The organism is Streptomyces sp. MJM8645, from assembly GCF_001625365.1.
Lineage (GTDB): Bacteria > Actinomycetota > Actinomycetes > Streptomycetales > Streptomycetaceae > Kitasatospora.
On sequence record NZ_LJJF01000001.1, the window covers coordinates 1,870,465 to 1,886,610 of the forward strand.

The 16,146-nt window shown below is 73.4% G+C and carries 16 protein-coding genes and 1 pseudogene; 6 read left to right on the top strand and 11 right to left on the bottom strand.

From position 1 onward, the window contains the following. Positions 1-130 precede the first annotated feature (130 nt). Complete coding sequence (locus tag A6F73_RS07925; RefSeq protein ID WP_079135516.1) at positions 131-1,027, bottom strand: LysR family transcriptional regulator; 897 nt, start codon at positions 1,025-1,027, stop codon at positions 131-133. 70 nt (positions 1,028-1,097) lie between these two features. On the opposite strand from A6F73_RS07925, the gene A6F73_RS07930 reads away from it, so the two are divergent. Together A6F73_RS07930 and A6F73_RS07935 are read left to right on the top strand one after the other, a co-directional pair. After that, positions 1,098-1,883 carry a hypothetical protein gene (locus A6F73_RS07930; RefSeq protein ID WP_063347127.1) on the top strand — a complete coding sequence of 262 codons (786 nt, stop codon included), beginning with the start codon at positions 1,098-1,100 and terminating at the stop codon, positions 1,881-1,883. Then, complete coding sequence (locus A6F73_RS07935; protein WP_063347128.1) at positions 1,880-2,521, top strand: HD domain-containing protein; 642 nt, start codon at positions 1,880-1,882, stop codon at positions 2,519-2,521. Before A6F73_RS07930 ends, A6F73_RS07935 begins: the two co-directional genes overlap by 4 nt. A 59-nt stretch (positions 2,522-2,580) precedes the next feature. On the opposite strand, the gene A6F73_RS07940 is transcribed toward A6F73_RS07935, so the two are convergent. Then, positions 2,581-3,120 carry a GNAT family N-acetyltransferase gene (locus tag A6F73_RS07940; protein ID WP_063347129.1) on the bottom strand — a complete coding sequence of 180 codons (540 nt, stop codon included), beginning with the start codon at positions 3,118-3,120 and terminating at the stop codon, positions 2,581-2,583. Positions 3,121-3,221: 101 nt separating this feature from the next. On the opposite strand from A6F73_RS07940, the gene A6F73_RS07945 reads away from it, so the two are divergent. Next, positions 3,222-4,508: a histidine kinase gene (locus A6F73_RS07945; RefSeq protein WP_063347130.1), complete on the top strand. Its 1,287-nt coding sequence runs from the start codon at positions 3,222-3,224 to the stop codon at positions 4,506-4,508. Positions 4,509-4,511: 3 nt separating this feature from the next. Here A6F73_RS07945 and coaE read toward each other — a convergent pair whose 3' ends face one another. Then, positions 4,512-5,114: a dephospho-CoA kinase gene (gene coaE, locus A6F73_RS07950; protein WP_063347131.1), complete on the bottom strand. Its 603-nt coding sequence runs from the start codon at positions 5,112-5,114 to the stop codon at positions 4,512-4,514. A 54-nt stretch (positions 5,115-5,168) separates the two neighbouring features. Beyond that, on the bottom strand, positions 5,169-5,810 hold the full coding sequence (locus A6F73_RS07955) for an MBL fold metallo-hydrolase (RefSeq protein ID WP_063351030.1): 642 nt from the start codon (positions 5,808-5,810) through the stop codon (positions 5,169-5,171). Between the two features lie 62 nt (positions 5,811-5,872). On the opposite strand from A6F73_RS07955, the gene A6F73_RS07960 reads away from it, so the two are divergent. After that, on the top strand, positions 5,873-6,298 hold the full coding sequence (locus A6F73_RS07960; protein ID WP_063347132.1) for a MarR family transcriptional regulator: 426 nt from the start codon (positions 5,873-5,875) through the stop codon (positions 6,296-6,298). Here the strand turns inward: A6F73_RS07960 and A6F73_RS07965 are convergent. Beyond that, complete coding sequence (locus A6F73_RS07965) at positions 6,278-8,554, bottom strand: MMPL family transporter (RefSeq protein WP_063347133.1); 2,277 nt, start codon at positions 8,552-8,554, stop codon at positions 6,278-6,280. The two genes, A6F73_RS07960 and A6F73_RS07965, sit on opposite strands and share 21 nt — an antisense overlap. 247 nt (positions 8,555-8,801) lie before the next feature. Continuing rightward, a complete protein-coding gene (gene rpsA, locus A6F73_RS07970; protein WP_063347134.1) occupies positions 8,802-10,292 on the bottom strand; it encodes a 30S ribosomal protein S1 in 1,491 nt (496 codons plus the stop codon). 414 nt (positions 10,293-10,706) lie between these two features. Between rpsA and A6F73_RS07975 the strand changes: the two genes are divergently transcribed. Both A6F73_RS07975 and hrpB read left to right on the top strand, forming a co-directional pair. Further along, positions 10,707-11,561, top strand: a complete 855-nt coding sequence (locus A6F73_RS07975) for a class I SAM-dependent methyltransferase (RefSeq protein ID WP_079136224.1) — start codon at positions 10,707-10,709, stop codon at positions 11,559-11,561. A 55-nt stretch (positions 11,562-11,616) separates the two neighbouring features. Beyond that, positions 11,617-14,148 carry an ATP-dependent helicase HrpB gene (gene hrpB, locus A6F73_RS07980; protein WP_244293327.1) on the top strand — a complete coding sequence of 844 codons (2,532 nt, stop codon included), beginning with the start codon at positions 11,617-11,619 and terminating at the stop codon, positions 14,146-14,148. Positions 14,149-14,228: 80 nt separating this feature from the next. Here hrpB and A6F73_RS07985 read toward each other — a convergent pair whose 3' ends face one another. The 5 genes and pseudogenes from A6F73_RS07985 to A6F73_RS42935 form a co-directional block, all read right to left on the bottom strand. Next, positions 14,229-14,879: a hypothetical protein gene (locus A6F73_RS07985; protein ID WP_063347135.1), complete on the bottom strand. Its 651-nt coding sequence runs from the start codon at positions 14,877-14,879 to the stop codon at positions 14,229-14,231. 129 nt (positions 14,880-15,008) lie between these two features. Then, positions 15,009-15,263, bottom strand: a complete 255-nt coding sequence (locus tag A6F73_RS07990) for a DUF397 domain-containing protein (protein WP_063347136.1) — start codon at positions 15,261-15,263, stop codon at positions 15,009-15,011. Between the two features lie 18 nt (positions 15,264-15,281). Further along, positions 15,282-15,473, bottom strand: coding sequence for a DUF397 domain-containing protein (locus A6F73_RS07995; RefSeq protein WP_063347137.1), 192 nt, complete (start codon positions 15,471-15,473; stop codon positions 15,282-15,284). Positions 15,474-15,492: 19 nt separating this feature from the next. Next, positions 15,493-15,702, bottom strand: a complete 210-nt coding sequence (locus tag A6F73_RS39155) for a DUF397 domain-containing protein (protein WP_159398398.1) — start codon at positions 15,700-15,702, stop codon at positions 15,493-15,495. 34 nt (positions 15,703-15,736) lie between these two features. After that, positions 15,737-16,144: pseudogene (locus A6F73_RS42935) on the bottom strand (DUF5753 domain-containing protein); the annotation flags it as partial. Positions 16,145-16,146 lie beyond the last annotated feature (2 nt).

Consider the following 16,146-nt stretch of genomic DNA (forward strand, 5'->3'; position numbering starts at 1 on the left):
GGCCTCTCGCCGGACGACTGTGCCCATGACAGCACCACCGAAGCGGCCACCGTCAGTCCCAGGACGTGAACGACCGGTGATCGCGTCTCCACAAACACCGCGGGCGCCCGGCGCGATCCGGGGCGCGGGCTCAGGGCGTGCCCGACAGCAGCCGCGCCAGCAGCGCGGCCGGCCCCTCCGGCAGGCTGCCGTGCACCAGTTCGGTGCGGTGCACCAGCCGCGGGGCGGCGATCGGCGCGGACGCGACGCCGGGCGCCCCGGCGAGGACGGACGCCGGGAGGAGGCTGAGCCCGTGTCCGGTGGCGACCAGGGCGAGCAGCCCGTGCACGTCGGTGCCCCGGTAGCGGGTGGCGGGGCGGAAGCCGTCGACGCCGGCGGCGGCGCGCAGCCGGGCGGCGGTCGGGGTGAGGTCGGGGGCGTCGAGCCAGCGGGCGGCGGAGAGGTCGGCGAGCGCGACGCCGGTGCGGCCCGCGAGGGGGTGGCCGGCCGGGAGGGCGACGGCGACGGGCTGCTCGTCGACGGCGACGGTGGTGAGCGGGCCGACGTCGGGCAGCGCCAGCGGGTCGCTGGGGGCGGCGAGGCCGTCGATCAGGGCGAGGTCGACCTCGCCGGTGGCGACCTGGGCGGGCAGCGCGTCCTGGGCGAGGACCCGGACGACGAGGTCGGCCGCCGGGTGGGCCCGGCGCACCTCGCCGAGTGCGCGCCCCAGGGTCGCTCCGACTGCCAGCGGGGTGGCGCCGAGCACCAGCCGGGCGCTCGGGGCGCCGGCCAGGCGTGCGACGTCGGCGCGCGCCGCCTCCAGTCGGACCAGCAGGGGCGCCGCGTGCTCCAGCAGCCGCAGGCCGGCCTCGGTCGGGCCGACCGGGCGGCGGCTGAGCAGGCCGGTCCCGAGGTCGGCCTCCAGGGCGGCGATCTGCTGGGAGACCGCGGACTGGGTGTAGCCGAGTTCCCGCGCGGCCTCGGAGAAGGAGCCGAGGCGGGTGACGGTGACGAAGGTGCGCAGCTGCTGCGGATCCACGGCAGTCATCAACTCTTCTGATCGATGGGTAAGAAATCATCGTTGGCGCTGATCTCGGGTGCGGGGTCAGGATAGCCCCATGACCTACCTCACCCCGCGGATCGCCCTGGTCGGCGACCGCTCCCCCGCCGTCCGCTCGCACGCCCGCATCCCCGGGCTGCTCGACGCCCTCGCCGAGCGCGAGCAGCTCGTCCTGGACGCCTACTGGATCCCCACCGAGGACGCCGGGGCGCCCGGCGCCCTGGACGGCTTCGACGCCGTCTGGCTGCTCCCCGGCAGCCCCTACCGCAGCGAGGCGGGCGCGCTGGCCGCCGTCCGGACCGCCCGCGAGCGCGGCATCCCCTTCCTCGGCACCTGCGCCGGGTTCCAGCACGCGGTGCTGGAGTACGCCCGCAACGTCTGCGGCCTCGGCGGGGCCGTCCACGGCGAGGAGCACCCGGAGCGGGACGAGCAGGTGATCGTGCCGCTGGCCTGCTCCCTGGTCGGCCACGAGGGAGCGGTCGCGATCACCCCCGGCACGCTCGCCGAGCGCGTCCTCGGCACCACCCGCACCCTGGAGCGCTACCACTGCGCGTACGGCCTCAACGCCGACTACCTGGACCGGCTGCGCGCGCACGGGCTGCGGTTCAGCGGCGCGGACGGCGCGGGCGAGGTGCGCGTCCTGGAACTGCCGGACCACCCGTTCTTCCTCGCCTCGCTGTTCCAGCCGGAGCTGTCCGGCGACGGCACCCGGGCGCACGCCATGATCCGCGCGCTGGCCGGCGCCGCCGTCGCCCACGCGGCGGGCTCGCCGACCCCTGCCGACCGAACCGCCACCATCCCGGGCACCGACCCGGGCACCACCACTCTGGAGGCCACCGCATGACCGCCACCGAGATCGCCGGAGTCCGGATCCCCGACAGCCGCCTCGCCACCGAGGCCACCGAGCTGGTCCGGGACGCCACCACCGAGCTGCTGTACCACCACTCCCGCCGGGTCTACCTGTTCGGCGCCCTCCAGGGCCGCCGCCGGGGGCTCGACTTCGATCTCGAACTGCTGTACCTGGCCGCGATGTTCCACGATCTCGGCCTGGGCCCCGAGCACCACGCCTCCGGTCGGCGCTTCGAGGTGGACGGCGCCGAGGCCGCCGCCGCGTTCCTGCGCGGGCACGGGGTGGACGAGCGGCGGGTGCGCCTGGTGTGGGAGGCGATCGCCCTGCACACCACGCCCGGCATCCCGGAGTTCCTGGAGCCGGAGATCGCGCTGACCACCGCCGGGGTGGAGCTGGACGTGCTCGGCATCGGGTACGCAGACCTCGCCGCCGCCGACCGGGACGCGGTGGTCGCCGCCCATCCGCGCCCGGACTTCAAGCGCGGCATCCTGCGCGCCTTCCACGACGGCGTCGCGCCCAAGCCGGAGACCGCCTTCGGCAACGTCAAGGCGGACGTCCTCGCCCACTTCGACCCGGACTTCGAGCGGACCGACTTCGTCGCCGTGATCGAGAACTCCGCCTGGCCGGAGTGACCCCGCCCGGCCCCGCGCCCGCCCAACCCCCGCCCCCACTCCCACCCCCACAGGGCACGTCACATCGGCAGCGAGCGCAACCGCACCGGCCCCTCCGGCCACCCGGCGCCCTCCGCCAGCGGCGCCCACATGGTGCGCAGCGGCATCACCGCCAGCCGCCCCTCGGGCTGCTCCACCGTCACCTCCTCCGCGACCTCGCGGAATCCGAGCCCCCGGTAGAACGTGGCCAGCGGCGGGCGGCAGAACAGCAGCGCGTGCCGGTGGCCGAGGGCGCGGGCGTGGCCGAGGGCGGCCCGGACCAAGGCCTGCGCGAGGCCGGCGCCGCGCCGGTCGGGGGCGACGGCGACGCCGCCGACGCCGACCGCCGTCAGGTCGGTGCCGCCGACGGTGAGCGGGAGCGGCAGCAGCCCGGTGTGCGCGACGAGCCGGCCGTCGGCGGCCCGGACGCCGAAGTGGATGTCCTTGGGCAGCCAGGCCAGTCCGGTGTAGGCGACGCCGTACGGGTCGTCGCCGGGGCCGAGGATCTCGTCCTGGTCGGCGCGGGTGTACTGCGGCAGCCGGACGACGGTCGGCGGCTCGGGAGAGAAACGATCATCCATCCGACCATGATCCCTTCCGGGGAAGGCGAATTCCAGGCTGTTCCCGGCCACTGCGGCCCGCTCGCCACCCCGGGCCGGACGGGGTGTGCGAGCATGCCCCCATGCGCCAGCCCACCCAGCAGCGGCCCCGACTCCGGCGCCCCACCGGCCGGTTGGACCCCACCCGTCACCAGCACCACCCGTCCACCGACCAGCCCCACGCCGCCCACCACACCGACGCCGCCGACCAGTTGGACTCCGCCCTCGCCGCGGTGCCGCTGCCGGGCCCGCCGCTGCGCCTGCCCGGCCCGGTCGTCGCACTCGGGCCGACCGCCCTGGTGCTGCTGGTGCTCGTCCCGCTCGCCGCGGGCGACCCCGACATCGGGCCGACCACCTCGGCGCCGGTCAACGCGGGCCTGGTGGCGGCCGGCGCGCTCGCCCTCGCCGTCCGCCGTCGGTACCCGGCGGCCGTCGCCGCCGTCACCCTGCTGGGCGGCCAACTCCCGCTCGCCGTCGCCCTCTACGGGCTGGCCACACGGCGCGGCGCCACCCGGGTGCTGGCCGTCCTGGCCGCGCTGGCCGGGGTGCGCCTGCTCGTCCCCATGGACCTCGGGGACGTCAGCAGTCTCTCCGCCCTCGCCAACCTGGCCGAGGACCCGCTGGTCTTCGGCACCGTCCCGCTCGCCCTCGGCCTCACCGCCCACCAGCGCGCCCGCGCCGTCGCCACGCTCGCCGAACGCAACCGGCTGCTGGAAGCAGCCCGCCGGCACGCCGAGGAACGCGCCGCCGCCGCCGAACGCGCCCGGCTCGCCCGGGAGATGCACGACGTCGTCTCCAACCGCGTCTCCCTCATCACCCTGCACGCCGGCGCCTGCCAGGTCGCGGCCGCCGACGACCCGACCACCGTCCGGGAGACCCTCGGCCTGATCCGCACCCTCGGCCTCCAGGCCCTCACCGAACTGCGCGGCCTGCTCGGCGTCCTCACCCCGGCCTCCGACCAGGGCCCCTCACTGCACGGACTGCCCGCCCTCGTCGAGGAGTCCCGCCAGGCCGGACTCGCCGTCGACCTCACCCTCACCGGCCCCGCCGAAGGACTGCCCGCCCCCGGACCGGCCGTGCAGTACGCCACCTACCGGATCGTCCAGGAAGCCCTGACCAACGCCCACAAGCACGCCCCGGCCGCCGAGGTCGCCGTCACCGTCGAAGTCCACCCGGACGGACTGCGCCTCGACATCGTCAACTCCCCCGCCACGACCGCCGACCCCGACGGACCCCGACTGCCCTCCGGCGGCCACGGCCTGGACGGCATGCGCACCCGCGCCGACGACCTCGGCGGCACCCTGCACGCCGGCCCCACCACCGAGGGCGGCTTCGCCGTCCGGGCCCGCCTACCGCTGACCGCCGCCTGAACCTCAGGCAGCGGCGACGCGCTTCACCAGCTCCGCCCACACCTCGTCGACCCGGGGCGCGAGCGCCTCCAGCGGCCCGCCGTTGTCGATCACCACGTCGGCGATCGCCAGCCGGTCCGCCCGCGAGGCCTGGGCGGCCATCCGGGCCCGGGCCTCCTCCTCGGCCATCCCGCGCAGCCGCACCAGCCGCTCCACCCGCACGTCGTCGGCCGCGTCGACCACCACGACCAGGTCGTACAGCGGGGCGAGGCCGTTCTCCGCGAGCAGCGGCACGTCGTGCACCACCACCGCGTCGGGCGCGGCCGCGGCCTCCAGTTCGGCGGACCGGGCGCGCACCAGCGGGTGGACGATCGCGTTCAGCGCCTGGAGCCGCGCCGGGTCGGCGAACACGATCGCGCCGAGGGCCGGGCGGTCGAGCGCACCGTCCTCGCGCAGCACCTGCGGCCCGAACTCGGCGGCCACGGCGGCCAGACCGTCCGTCCCGGGCGCGACCACCTCGCGGGCGATCACGTCGGAGTCCACGATCACCGCGCCGTGGGCGGCGAGGAGCCGGGACACCTCGCTCTTGCCGGCGCCGATGCCACCCGTCAGTCCGATCTTCAGCATGGCGTCAGGCTACCGGCGCCCGGACCGCCGACGCCATGGACCGGCCACCCGTCGTCAGCCCAGCTCCAGGCTCTCGCCCTCCCCCAGCACGGTCAGCTCCGCGCCGGTGCCCGGCCCGTCCGGCCCGAGCAGCCGGGTGGCGATCATGTGCCCGATCGGGCTGAGCGTCGCCTCGTGCACCGGCACCGCCACGCGCGGGCCCGCCTCCCGAACGTAGTCGACGACCTCACCGGCCTTGCTCCACGGCGCCGCGAGCGGCAGCAGCAGGGTGTCCACCGGGTGCGGCGGCACGGTGAAGGCGTCGCCGGGGTGGAACAGCCGGCCGTCGAAGAGGAAGCCGATGTTCTTCACCTGCGGGATGTCCCGGTGGATGACCGCGTGCCACTCGCCGTGCACACTCACCCCGACCCCGCCGACCTCGAAGGCGTCGCCCTCGCCGACCACGGTGACGCGCTGCGCCACGCCGTCCAGTTGGGCGGCCACCGCACTGTTGGTCCACACCCGCAGGGCCGGGTCGGCCTCCAGGGCGGCGCGCAGCCGGGCCTCCTCGAAGTGGTCCATGTGCTCGTGGGTGATCAGGACGGCGTCGGCCCCGGTCAGCGCGGCGGGGTCGGTGAACGCCCCGGGGTCGACGACGACGGTCGTCCCGTCGTGCTCCAGGCGTACGCAGGCGTGTCCGAACTTGGTGATCCTCATGCGGCCGACCATACAGCAGGACTGCACAGTTTTGCTGTGGAGATTCCCGGTACGCTTCTCCCATGAACAGTCCGGCTCCCGAAACCCTCGAACTCGCCGCCGAGCTGCGCGCCGCCATCGGCGACCTGGTCCGCTCCCTGCGCCCGGGCGACGAGCTGCCGCAGAACCAGGCCGGCGTCCTCGGCCTCCTCGTCCGCGACGAACGCGCCTGCACCGTCGCCGAACTCGCCGAGCACCAGCGCGTCCGCCACCAGTCGATGGCCCGCACCGTCGCCCTGCTGACCGAGGCCGGGCTCGTCACCCAGCAGCCCCACCCCACCGACGGCCGGAAACTGCTGGTCACCGCGACCGGAGCGGGCCGCGCCGCCCTGCTGGAGCAGCGCGCCCGCCGGGAGGAGCGGATCGCCACCGCCATCGAGGCCCGCCTCACCCCCGAGGAGCGGCTGGCCCTGAGGGCGGGCGTCGACCTACTGCGCCGACTGCGCTGAACCCACCAGGTCCCTGGCCTCCGGCCGCGGGGCCGGGACGGCCGCCTCGCCGACGGACGCCTCGCCCACGGCCGCCTCGCCGACAGCCACCTCGCCGAGGGCCGCCTCGCCGACGGTCGGCAGTTCGACGTGCTCGCTCAGCCCGAAGCGCCGGTGCAGGCGCCGCAGCGGGGCGGGCGCCCACCAGTTGAACTCGCCGAACAGGCTCATCGCGGCGGGCACCAGCAGGCAGCGCACCAGGGTGGCGTCCACCGCGACGGCGACGGCCAGCGCGATGCCCATCTGCTTGACCATGAGCATGTCCCCGAGGGCGAACCCGGCGAACACGATCACCATCAGCAGCGCCGCCGAGGTGATGATCCGGCCACTTCGCTGGACCCCGAGCTCCACCGCCCGGGTGCAGCTGTGCCCCTTGTCCCGCAGTTCCTTGATCCGGGCGAGCAGGAACACCTCGTAGTCCATGGACAGCCCGAACGCGAAGGCGAAGACCAGCACCGGGATGAAGGTCTCCAGCCCGCCAGTGGGGCTGAAGCCGAGCAGCCCGCTGAAGTAGCCGTCCTGGAACACCAGGGTGAGCGCGCCGAGCGAAGCGCCCAGCGACAGCAGGTTCATCAGCAGCGCCTTGACCGGCATCACCACCGAGCCGGTCATCAGGAAGAGCAGCACCAGCGTGCCGACCGCGACCAGTCCGAGCGCCCAGGGGCCCCGCGACATCAGCTCGTCCTTGAAGTCGACGACCGAGGCCGCACCGCCGGTGACGTAGGTCTTCAGCCCGCCGCGGTCGTCCCGCAGTTCCTGGACGACCTGCTTGGCCTGGTGGCCCTGCGGGTCGCCGTGGACGAGCACGTCGACGGTGGACACCGAGTCGCTCACCGGGTTCACCGCCCGCACCCCGGCGACCCCGGGCAGCTTGGCGACGATGTCGTCCGCGTACGCCTGGGCGACGGGCGCGCCGCCCTCGACGACGACGGTGATCGGCGCGGCCGCGGCCTGCGGGAAGCGCTGGTCGACGGCGTCGGCGACCTGCCGCCCGGCCGAGGAGGCGGGCAGCACGGCGGCGCCGGAGTTGCGCATGTCGGCGTGCAGGAAGGGTGCGCCGGCGGCCATCAGCAGGGCGACGCAGGCGAGCGCGACCGGCACCGCCCGCTTGCCGACCCGGCGGACGGTCCGGCTGAAGAAGCCCTCGTCGGGGACGGGCGCGGCGGGCGCCTTGATCCGGGAGCCGGCGAAGCCGAGCAGCGCGGGGATCAGGGTCAGCGCGGCGGCGACCGCGATCACGACCACGCTCACCCCCGCGGCGGCGACCGCGCCGAGCACCGGGCTGGTGAAGACGAACAGGCCGGAGAGCGCGACGGCGACGGTGAGGCCGGAGAAGGCGACGGTGCGCCCGGCGGTCGCGGCGGTGCGTTCGACGGCGGCGGCGATGCCCGCGCCGTGCCCGCGTTCCTCCCGGAAGCGGTTCACCATGAGCAGCGCGTAGTCGATCGAGAGTCCGAGCCCGAGCACGGTGGCGATCGGCAGCACGCTGGTGTCGATGTCCATGATCCGGCTGAAACCGAACATGGCCAGCAGCGCGCCGCCCACCGAGGCGACCGCGCCGATCACCGGCAGGCTGGCCGCGGCGAGGCCGCCGAAGACCAGCACCATGACGACCAGGGTGAGCGGCAGCGTCACCATCTCGCCGAAGCGGGTGTCCTGTTCGGTCTGCTTCTTGACCTCGTCCTGGAGCACCAGGTCCCCGCCGACGGTGACGTGGGCACCGGCCTCGCCGTTCAGGGCGGCGAGGCGCTGGGTGACGGCGTCGGTCTGGGCGGAGGTGCTGGTGTCGGCCATCCGTACGGTGACCAGGCTCGCGGTGCCGTCGGCGGAGCGCAGTGCGGCGGGCGCCGGGCCGGCGCCGTAGGCGTCGAGCGCGGAGGAGACGCCGGGGAGGGCGGCGAGGTCGGCGGTGGCCTTGGTGACGGCGGCCCGTACGGCCGGGTCGTCGACCGGTTTCCCGTCCACGACGGCGGTGACGGTGCCGCGGGCCGGGTCGGTCGCGGCGACCACCGCGCTGCCCCGGTCGGCTTCGGCGGTGGCGGAGGAGGCGCCGGCCACCGTTCCTTCGAAGACCCGGCCGCCGATCAGCACGCCCACGACCAGGACGACGGCCCAGAGGCCGAGCACCCAGCGGCGGTGGCGGAAGCAGAACCGGCCGAGGGCGGCGAGCCGCCCGGGGACCGCGGGGTCGCCGGCAGCGGTGGGAGCGTTGCGCATGAAGGAGGCCTTTCGGGCAGCTCCCCTCAATGTAGGTGCAACCCGGTGTTCGACCTATAGACGGACAATGAGCCACATCTCACATAATTCCTTCACATAAACCACAAATAAGTGAAGGCGAAAAACGAAAGAACGTGAAACAAAAGGCCCCGGCCAAAGGCGGAAAACGAAATGGGCCCCACCCGGATTTCTCCGGGTGGGGCCCACCGTTCAGCTATGCGCCAGGTACTGGCAGCAGGTCAGAGCTTCAGCTCTGGCCGCCCGCCAGCTTCTCGCGCAGGGCCGCCAGGGCCTCGTCCGAGGCGAGAGCGCCGGAGCCCTCGTCGCTGCTGGACGAGTAGGAGCCACCGGCAGCGGCGGCGACAGCGTCGCCACCCTCGGCAGCGGCCTCGGCGTCGGCCTCACGGCTCTTGATGACCTGGGCCTGGTGCTGCTCGAAGCGGGACTGCGCCTCGGCGTACTGGCGCTCCCACTCCTCACGCTGCTTCTCGAAGCCGGCCAGCCAGTCGTTCGCCTCGGGGTCGAAGCCCTCCGGGTAGATGTAGTTGCCCTGGTCGTCGTACGAGGCAGCCATGCCGTACAGGGTCGGGTCGAACTCGACCTCGGCCGGGTTGGCACCCAGCGCCTCGTTGGCCTGCTTGAGCGACAGGCTGATGCGACGACGCTCGAGGTCGATGTCGATGACCTTGACGAAGATCTCGTCGCCGACCTGGACGACCTGCTCCGGGATCTCCACGTGGCGCTCGGCCAGCTCGGAGATGTGGACCAGACCCTCGATGCCCTCGTCCACGCGGACGAACGCACCGAACGGAACCAGCTTGGTGACCTTACCCGGAACGACCTGGCCGATCTGGTGGGTACGGGCGAACTGCTGCCACGGGTCCTCCTGGGTCGCCTTCAGCGACAGGGAGACGCGCTCGCGGTCCATGTCAACGTCGAGAACCTCGACGGTGACCTCCTGGCCGACCTCGACAACCTCGGACGGGTGGTCGATGTGCTTCCAGGAGAGCTCGGAGACGTGCACCAGGCCGTCGACGCCACCCAGGTCCACGAAGGCACCGAAGTTGACGATCGAGGAGACGACGCCGGAGCGCACCTGGCCCTTCTGCAGGGTGGTGAGGAAGGTCTGGCGGACCTCGCTCTGGGTCTGCTCCAGCCAGGCACGGCGGGACAGGACCACGTTGTTGCGGTTCTTGTCCAGCTCGATGATCTTGGCCTCGAGCTCCTTGCCCACGTAGGGCTGGAGGTCGCGGACGCGGCGCATCTCGACGAGCGAGGCCGGCAGGAAGCCACGGAGGCCGATGTCGAGGATGAGACCACCCTTGACAACCTCGATGACGGTACCGGTGACGATGCCGTCCTCTTCCTTGATCTTCTCGATCGTGCCCCAGGCACGCTCGTACTGAGCGCGCTTCTTGGACAGGATGAGACGACCCTCCTTGTCCTCCTTCTGGAGAACCAGGGCCTCGATGTTGTCACCGACGGCGACGACCTCGTGCGGGTCGACGTCGTGCTTGATCGAGAGCTCGCGGGACGGGATGACGCCCTCGGTCTTGTAACCGATGTCGAGGAGGACCTCGTCACGGTCGACCTTCACGATGACGCCCTCGACGATGTCGCCATCGTTGAAGTACTTGATGGTCTCGTCGATGGCGGCGAGGAACGCCTCGGCGTCGCCGATGTCGTTGACCGCGACCTGCGGGGTGGTGCTGAGGGAGGAGTCGGTGGGGCTCGTCATTAGGAAAAGGGCTCCGGTACGGACATGAAAGTCGTAGGTAATGCCACGCGGAGGGCCCGTATCGCTCCCACCGAAAGCCGGACAGCCAAGAACACGGCGCACCGGCATTCCCGCACAGCGAGAAATCCGGCGTCCGTCTTGCGACCGTGGGGTCTTCGACAGATGCGAGCGCGACCTGCTCCGTCTGAGGCGCGCAGGCCCGCAGCGCAACTTGTAGCATACGGGGACGGCCAGGCACGGTCAACGCCAAGAGCGGCAAGACGGTGGAGCCCGGTATGGATCAGGCCATATCCTCCGATTGCGCACCTTGCGGTGGCGCCCGAAGGGGGCCCTTCCCCGGATGCCACCGCCAGGATCGGGTCCTTGACGGGCCCGGTCTCGGCAGCGGCGCTTCCGCACTCCACACCCTACGCGATGGGCATTATCACCGTGGCCACCACCCCCCAGTCCGACCTGCATGATCTTGACGGCGACGGCGACGACGCGGTACGGCGCGCGGCCGGCACCGGGGAGAGCAGCCGGGCCAGCCGGCACTGGTGGGACCGCAACGCCGACGAGTACCAGGACGAGCACGGGGAGTTCCTCGGCGACGACCGCTTCACCTGGTGCCCCGAAGGCCTCGACGAGGCCGACGCCCACCTGCTCGGCGAGATCGCGGACAAGGACGTGCTGGAGATCGGCGCCGGCGCCGCCCAGTGCTCGCGCTGGCTGGCCGGCCGCGGCGCCCGCCCCGTCGCCCTGGACATCTCCCACCGCCAACTCCAGCACTCCCGCCGGATCGACCTCGGCCGCGGCGCCACCCCCGTCGCCGTCGTCCAGGCCGACGCCGCCGTCCTGCCCTTCGCCGACGCCTCCTTCGACCTCGCCTGCTCCGCCTACGGAGCCGTCCCGTTCAGCGCCGACACCACCGCCCTGATGCGCGAGGTGCACCGGGTGCTGCGCCCCGGCGGCCGCTGGGTGTTCTCCGTCACCCACCCGATCCGCTGGGCCTTCCCCGACGAGCCCGGCATCGAGGGCCTCACCGCCGCCTCCTCCTACTTCGACCGCACCCCCTACGTCGAAGAGGACGAGCAGGGGCGCGCCAGCTACGTCGAACACCACCGCACCATCGGCGACCGGGTCCGCGAACTCGTCGGCGCCGGCTTCCGGTTGACCGACCTGGTCGAGCCCGAGTGGCCGGCCGGCCTGGAGCAGGAGTGGGGCGGCTGGTCCCCGCTGCGCGGGCGGCTGATCCCCGGCACCGCGATCTTCGTCGCCGAACGGGGCTGACGCCTTGCCGAACCCCGCCTTGCCGAACCCCGCCTCGCCGAATGGGGCTGACGCCTTGCCGAACCCCGGCTCGCTGAACCCCGCCTGGCGCGAACTGCCCGTCCGCAGCGCCCTACCCGCACTGCACGACGCGCTGGACGGGCCCGGCACCGCCGTCCTCGCCGCCCCGCCCGGCACCGGCAAGACGACCCTGGTGCCGCTCGCGCTCGCCGGGCTGCTCGATCCCGAGCGTCCGACGCTCCGCGTGCTGGTCGCCGAACCGCGCCGGCTCGCCGTCCGGGCCGCCGCCCGGCGGATGGCCTGGCTGCTCGGCGAGGCCGTCGGCGGGCGGGTCGGCTACACCGTGCGCGGAGACCGTCGCGTCGGCCCGGAGACGGTGGTCGAGGTGGTCACCACCGGGGTGCTGCTGCAACGGCTCCAGCGCGACCAGGAGTTGCCCGGGGTGGACGTGGTCGTCCTCGACGAGTGCCACGAACGGCACCTGGACGCCGACACCGCGCTCGCGTTCCTCCTCGACGTCCGGGCGGCACTGCGGCCCGAACTGCGGCTGGTCTGCGCCTCGGCCACCTCTGACACCGCGGCCTGGGCCGAACTCCTCGGCGGCGCGCCGGTGGTGGAGGCGCACGGGGTCTCCCACCCGGTCGAGACGGTGTGGGCGCCGCCGCCGCGCGCCGTCCGGCCCGCCCACGGCACCCGGGTCGACCCGGCGCTGCTCGACCACGTCGCCGCCACCGTCCGGCGGGCCCTCGCCGAACAGGAGGGCGACGTGCTCTGCTTCCTGCCCGGCGTCGGCGAGATCAGCCGTGTCGCCGGACAGCTGTCCACGGTGGCGGCGGACGTCCTGCAACTCCACGGCCGTGCCCCGCAGGCCGTCCAGGACGCCGCCCTCGCCCCCTCGGACGGCCGCCGCGTCGTGCTCGCCACCGCCGTCGCCGAATCCTCGCTCACCGTGCCCGGCGTGCGCGTCGTCGTCGACGCCGGACTCGCCCGCGAACCGCGCACCGACCACGCCCGGGGCCTGGCCGGCCTGGTCACCGTCCGCGCCTCGCTCGCCGCCGCCCGCCAGCGCGCCGGCCGTGCGGGCCGCGAGGCCCCCGGCACCGTCTACCGCTGCTGGAACGAGGCCGAGGACGCGCTCGCCGCCCGCTTCCCCACCCCCGAGATCGCCCTCGCCGACCTCACCACGTTCGCTCTCCAGGCCGCCTGCTGGGGCGACCCGGACGCCACCGGCCTCGCCCTGCCCGACGCCCCGCCCGCCGGGGCGATGGCCGCCGCCCGGCAGACCCTCCAGGCCCTCGGCGCCGTCGACACCGACGGCCGGTCCACCCAGCGCGGCGTCCGCCTCGCCCGCACCGGGCTGCACCCCCGACTGGGGCGCGCGCTCGTCGACGGGGCCCCTGCCGTCGGCGCCCGTCGAGCGGCCGAGGTCGTCGCCCTGCTCTCCGAAGAACCGCCGCGCGCCCTCGGCGACGACCTCGGCGCGGTCTGGCGGGCGGTCCGCTCCTCCAGCGACCCGTACGCCGGCCGCTGGCGCGAGGAAGTCCGCCGCCTCCTGCGCGCCGCCGGCTCCGAACCCGCCACCCAACTACCCGACACCACCGCCGCCGGCCTCGTCGTCGCCCTCGCCTTCCCCGAACGCATCGCCCGCGCCCGGGTAGAGCGCCCCGCCCCCGGCGAGCGCAGCCCGTACCTGATGGCCTCCGGGACGGCCGCCGAACTCGCCCCCGGTACTGCGCTCGGCGCACTGCCGTGGCTCGCCATCGCAGCCGCCGACCGCCCGGCCGGCTCGCACTCCGCCCGCATCCTGCACGCTGCGGCACTGGACGAGGACACCGCTCGGCTCGCCGGCGCCTCGCTGCTCGAATCCCGCGAGGAAGTCCACTGGGACACCCGTCGCGACGAGGTCGTCTCCCGCCGGGTCGAGTCGCTGGGCGCGATCGAACTCGCCGAGAAGCCGCTCAACCGCCCCGACCGGGCCCTCGTCCGGACGGCCATCCTCGAAGGCCTGGCCCGCGAGGGCGTTTCCGCCCTCCTCACCTGGCCCTCCCCAGGCCTGCGCGAACGCCTCGCCTTCCTCTACTCCGCCATCGGCGAACCCTGGCCGGACGTCTCCGACGCCGCGCTGCTGGAACGCGCCGAGGAGTGGCTGGAGCCCGAGCTGTCCCGCGCCCGTCGCCGCGCCGACCTCGCCCGCATTGATACGACCGCCGCCCTGCAACGCCTGCTCCCCTGGGCCACCGGCGAGGCAGGCCGCCTGGACGAGCTGGCCCCCGAGCGCATCACCGTGCCGTCCGGCTCGAAGATACGAGTCGACTACAGCACCGAACGCCCTTTTCTCGCCGTCAAGTTGCAAGAACTCTTCGGCTGGACGGCGACCCCCGCCCTGGCCGCCGGCCGCGTCCCCCTCACCATCCACCTGCTGTCGCCCGCCGGGCGCCCCGCCGCCGTCACCGGCGATCTGGAGAGCTTCTGGCACAACGGCTACCGCGCCGTCCGCGCAGAGCTGAGAGGCCGCTACCCCCGCCACCCCTGGCCCGAGGACCCGTCGACGGCAGAACCCACCCGCCGCCTCAACCCGCGGAACTGACACCCCTCCTCGGCGAGGGTGGGCTCCCCGCTCGTGCTGCCGTCAGGAGATCGAGAAGCCCATCTGGCTCACCACCGGCGTCATCGGCACGTAGAGCACCTGCGCGTAGCAGGTCGTCGAGCGTGCCGTCGATCCAGCAGGGCAGCCGAGATCGCCGGGATGCCCTCGGCGGTGGCCGTCACCGGCATCCCGGCGATCTCGGCGGCCATCCGGGAGTACGCCTGCTCGGTCGTGGCGCCGCCGGTCGGCCGGGTCGCCTTCGTCGGCACGTACGTGATCGCGATGGCGGTGCCGTCCTCCTGCGGGCCGATCGACGTCCATGTCTCGGGCGCCACAGCGGCGGTGAACCGGTCGATCGCGGCACGCATCTCGGCACGGGAGTAGGGGCTTTGGTGAACGTCGACGGTGTAGCCGGGGCCGGCGTTCGCGTCGAGCAGCGCCCGGACCTCGGCCGGGGCCTCGCCCTTCCAGTAGATGTCGGCGTGCTGGTTCGACGCATCGATCACGGTCCCGGCGTAGCCGTCCGCCGCCCGGTCGCCGGACTCCACCCAGTCCTGCACCGGGTCCGTCATGCGGTGGAGCTTCTGCTGGGCCTGCGGGTCGCGGAGCACCGGCAGGCTGACCGACGGGACCGGCCCGTCCTGCCCGTCCGGCGCGGCATCGGCGGCGACGAGGGCGGAGGCAGTCACGGCGGACAGGGCCAGGGACAGCAGGAGACGGGAGCGGCGCATACGCGGTCCTTCGACGGGGCTGGCGGGCCGACACCCAGCGTAGGGACCGATCCACGTTTCGCCTGGTCAGAAGGCGCGTTTCAGGAGGCGGCAGGCGCACACGGAAGGCGACGCGCCCCCGTCAGCGGATCACTGCTCCGGGAAGTCACCGGCCTGGACGGAGGAGAGAAAGGACGTCCAGGCCGAGGCGGGGAAAACGAGGACCGGCCCGCCCGGGTCCTTGGAGTCGCGCACCGGGATGCCGGCTGGAAGAGATCCGAGGGCCACCTCGATGCACTCGCCCCCATCGTCGCCGCTGTAGCTGCTCTTGTGCCACGCGAGGGCCACCTCGATGCACTCGCCCGCGTCGCCCGCGCTGTAGCTGCTCTTCCGCCAGGTCACCATCGCCAGCTCCTTGGAGACTTACGTCGGGAAGTCGCCCTCACGGACGGCCATCACGAAGGCTTCCCAGGCCGCGGCCGGAAAAACGAGAGCCGGACCCTGCGGGTCCTTGGAGTCACGCACGGGGACGCCGCCCGGAAGAGATCCGAGGGCCACCTCGACGCACTCACCCCCGTGATCCGCGCTGTAGCTGCTCTTGCGCCAGGTCACCATCGCCAGCTCCTCGGAGGTCTTACGCTAGGAAGTCGCCCTCACGGACGGCCATCACGAAGGCTTCCCAGGCGGCGGCCGGAAAAACGAGAGCCGGGCCCTGCGGGTCCTTGGAGTCACGCACGGGGACGAGGCCGGGGAATCCGGGGGCCACCTCGATGCAGTCTCCGCCGTTGGGAGCGCTGTAGCTGCTCTTCCGCCAGACGGCTCTGGCGAGCTCGTTTCGCGTCATCCTTGTACCCTTCCAGCGCATCACGGATCAGCGCAAGCGAGTTACTCCCTGGGAGTACCTCACTGCGAAGCCGATCATAGACGCGCCGGTGTGCAGCGACGACTTCCGGATCATTGCTCGGATGCCCTCGATCCAAGCTCTCCGAGTAGACGTAGTTCTGCCCGTCGGGCATCTCCAGTAGGACCATCGACGTGGGGATGACGGTCCTACGGTCCGCGAACGGCGCGATCTCAATGATCACGTTCGATAGCTCTGAGATGGCCAGCAGGTGTTCCATCTGCCGATACATCACCTCGGGCCCGCCGATGACCGTCCGAATCGTACTTTCGTCAAGAACAGCCAGAAGTAAGGGGCCGTCCTGCACGAGGAACCGCTGCTGCCGAGCCAATCGTGCAGTCGTTCGCTCCTCAATCAGCGCTGTCGAACCACCAGCCGCAAACAGCG

Coding starts and splice junctions, on each gene's coding strand:
- A6F73_RS07995 (WP_063347137.1), bottom strand. CDS start 15,473: ATGGTGACCTGGCGCAAGAGCAGCTACAGCGCGGATCACGGGGGTGAG.
- A6F73_RS07965 (WP_063347133.1), bottom strand. CDS start 8,554: ATGCGCAACGCTCCCACCGCTGCCGGCGACCCCGCGGTCCCCGGGCGG.
- A6F73_RS07930 (WP_063347127.1), top strand. CDS start 1,098: ATGACCTACCTCACCCCGCGGATCGCCCTGGTCGGCGACCGCTCCCCC.
- rpsA (WP_063347134.1), bottom strand. CDS start 10,292: ATGACGAGCCCCACCGACTCCTCCCTCAGCACCACCCCGCAGGTCGCG.
- A6F73_RS07990 (WP_063347136.1), bottom strand. CDS start 15,263: ATGGTGACCTGGCGGAAGAGCAGCTACAGCGCGGGCGACGCGGGCGAG.
- A6F73_RS07985 (WP_063347135.1), bottom strand. CDS start 14,879: ATGCGCCGCTCCCGTCTCCTGCTGTCCCTGGCCCTGTCCGCCGTGACT.
- A6F73_RS39155 (WP_159398398.1), bottom strand. CDS start 15,702: ATGACGCGAAACGAGCTCGCCAGAGCCGTCTGGCGGAAGAGCAGCTAC.
- A6F73_RS07940 (WP_063347129.1), bottom strand. CDS start 3,120: ATGGATGATCGTTTCTCTCCCGAGCCGCCGACCGTCGTCCGGCTGCCG.
- A6F73_RS07960 (WP_063347132.1), top strand. CDS start 5,873: ATGAACAGTCCGGCTCCCGAAACCCTCGAACTCGCCGCCGAGCTGCGC.
- coaE (WP_063347131.1), bottom strand. CDS start 5,114: ATGCTGAAGATCGGACTGACGGGTGGCATCGGCGCCGGCAAGAGCGAG.
- A6F73_RS07975 (WP_079136224.1), top strand. CDS start 10,707: ATGGGCATTATCACCGTGGCCACCACCCCCCAGTCCGACCTGCATGAT.
- A6F73_RS07935 (WP_063347128.1), top strand. CDS start 1,880: ATGACCGCCACCGAGATCGCCGGAGTCCGGATCCCCGACAGCCGCCTC.
- A6F73_RS07925 (WP_079135516.1), bottom strand. CDS start 1,027: ATGACTGCCGTGGATCCGCAGCAGCTGCGCACCTTCGTCACCGTCACC.
- A6F73_RS07945 (WP_063347130.1), top strand. CDS start 3,222: ATGCGCCAGCCCACCCAGCAGCGGCCCCGACTCCGGCGCCCCACCGGC.
- A6F73_RS07955 (WP_063351030.1), bottom strand. CDS start 5,810: ATGAGGATCACCAAGTTCGGACACGCCTGCGTACGCCTGGAGCACGAC.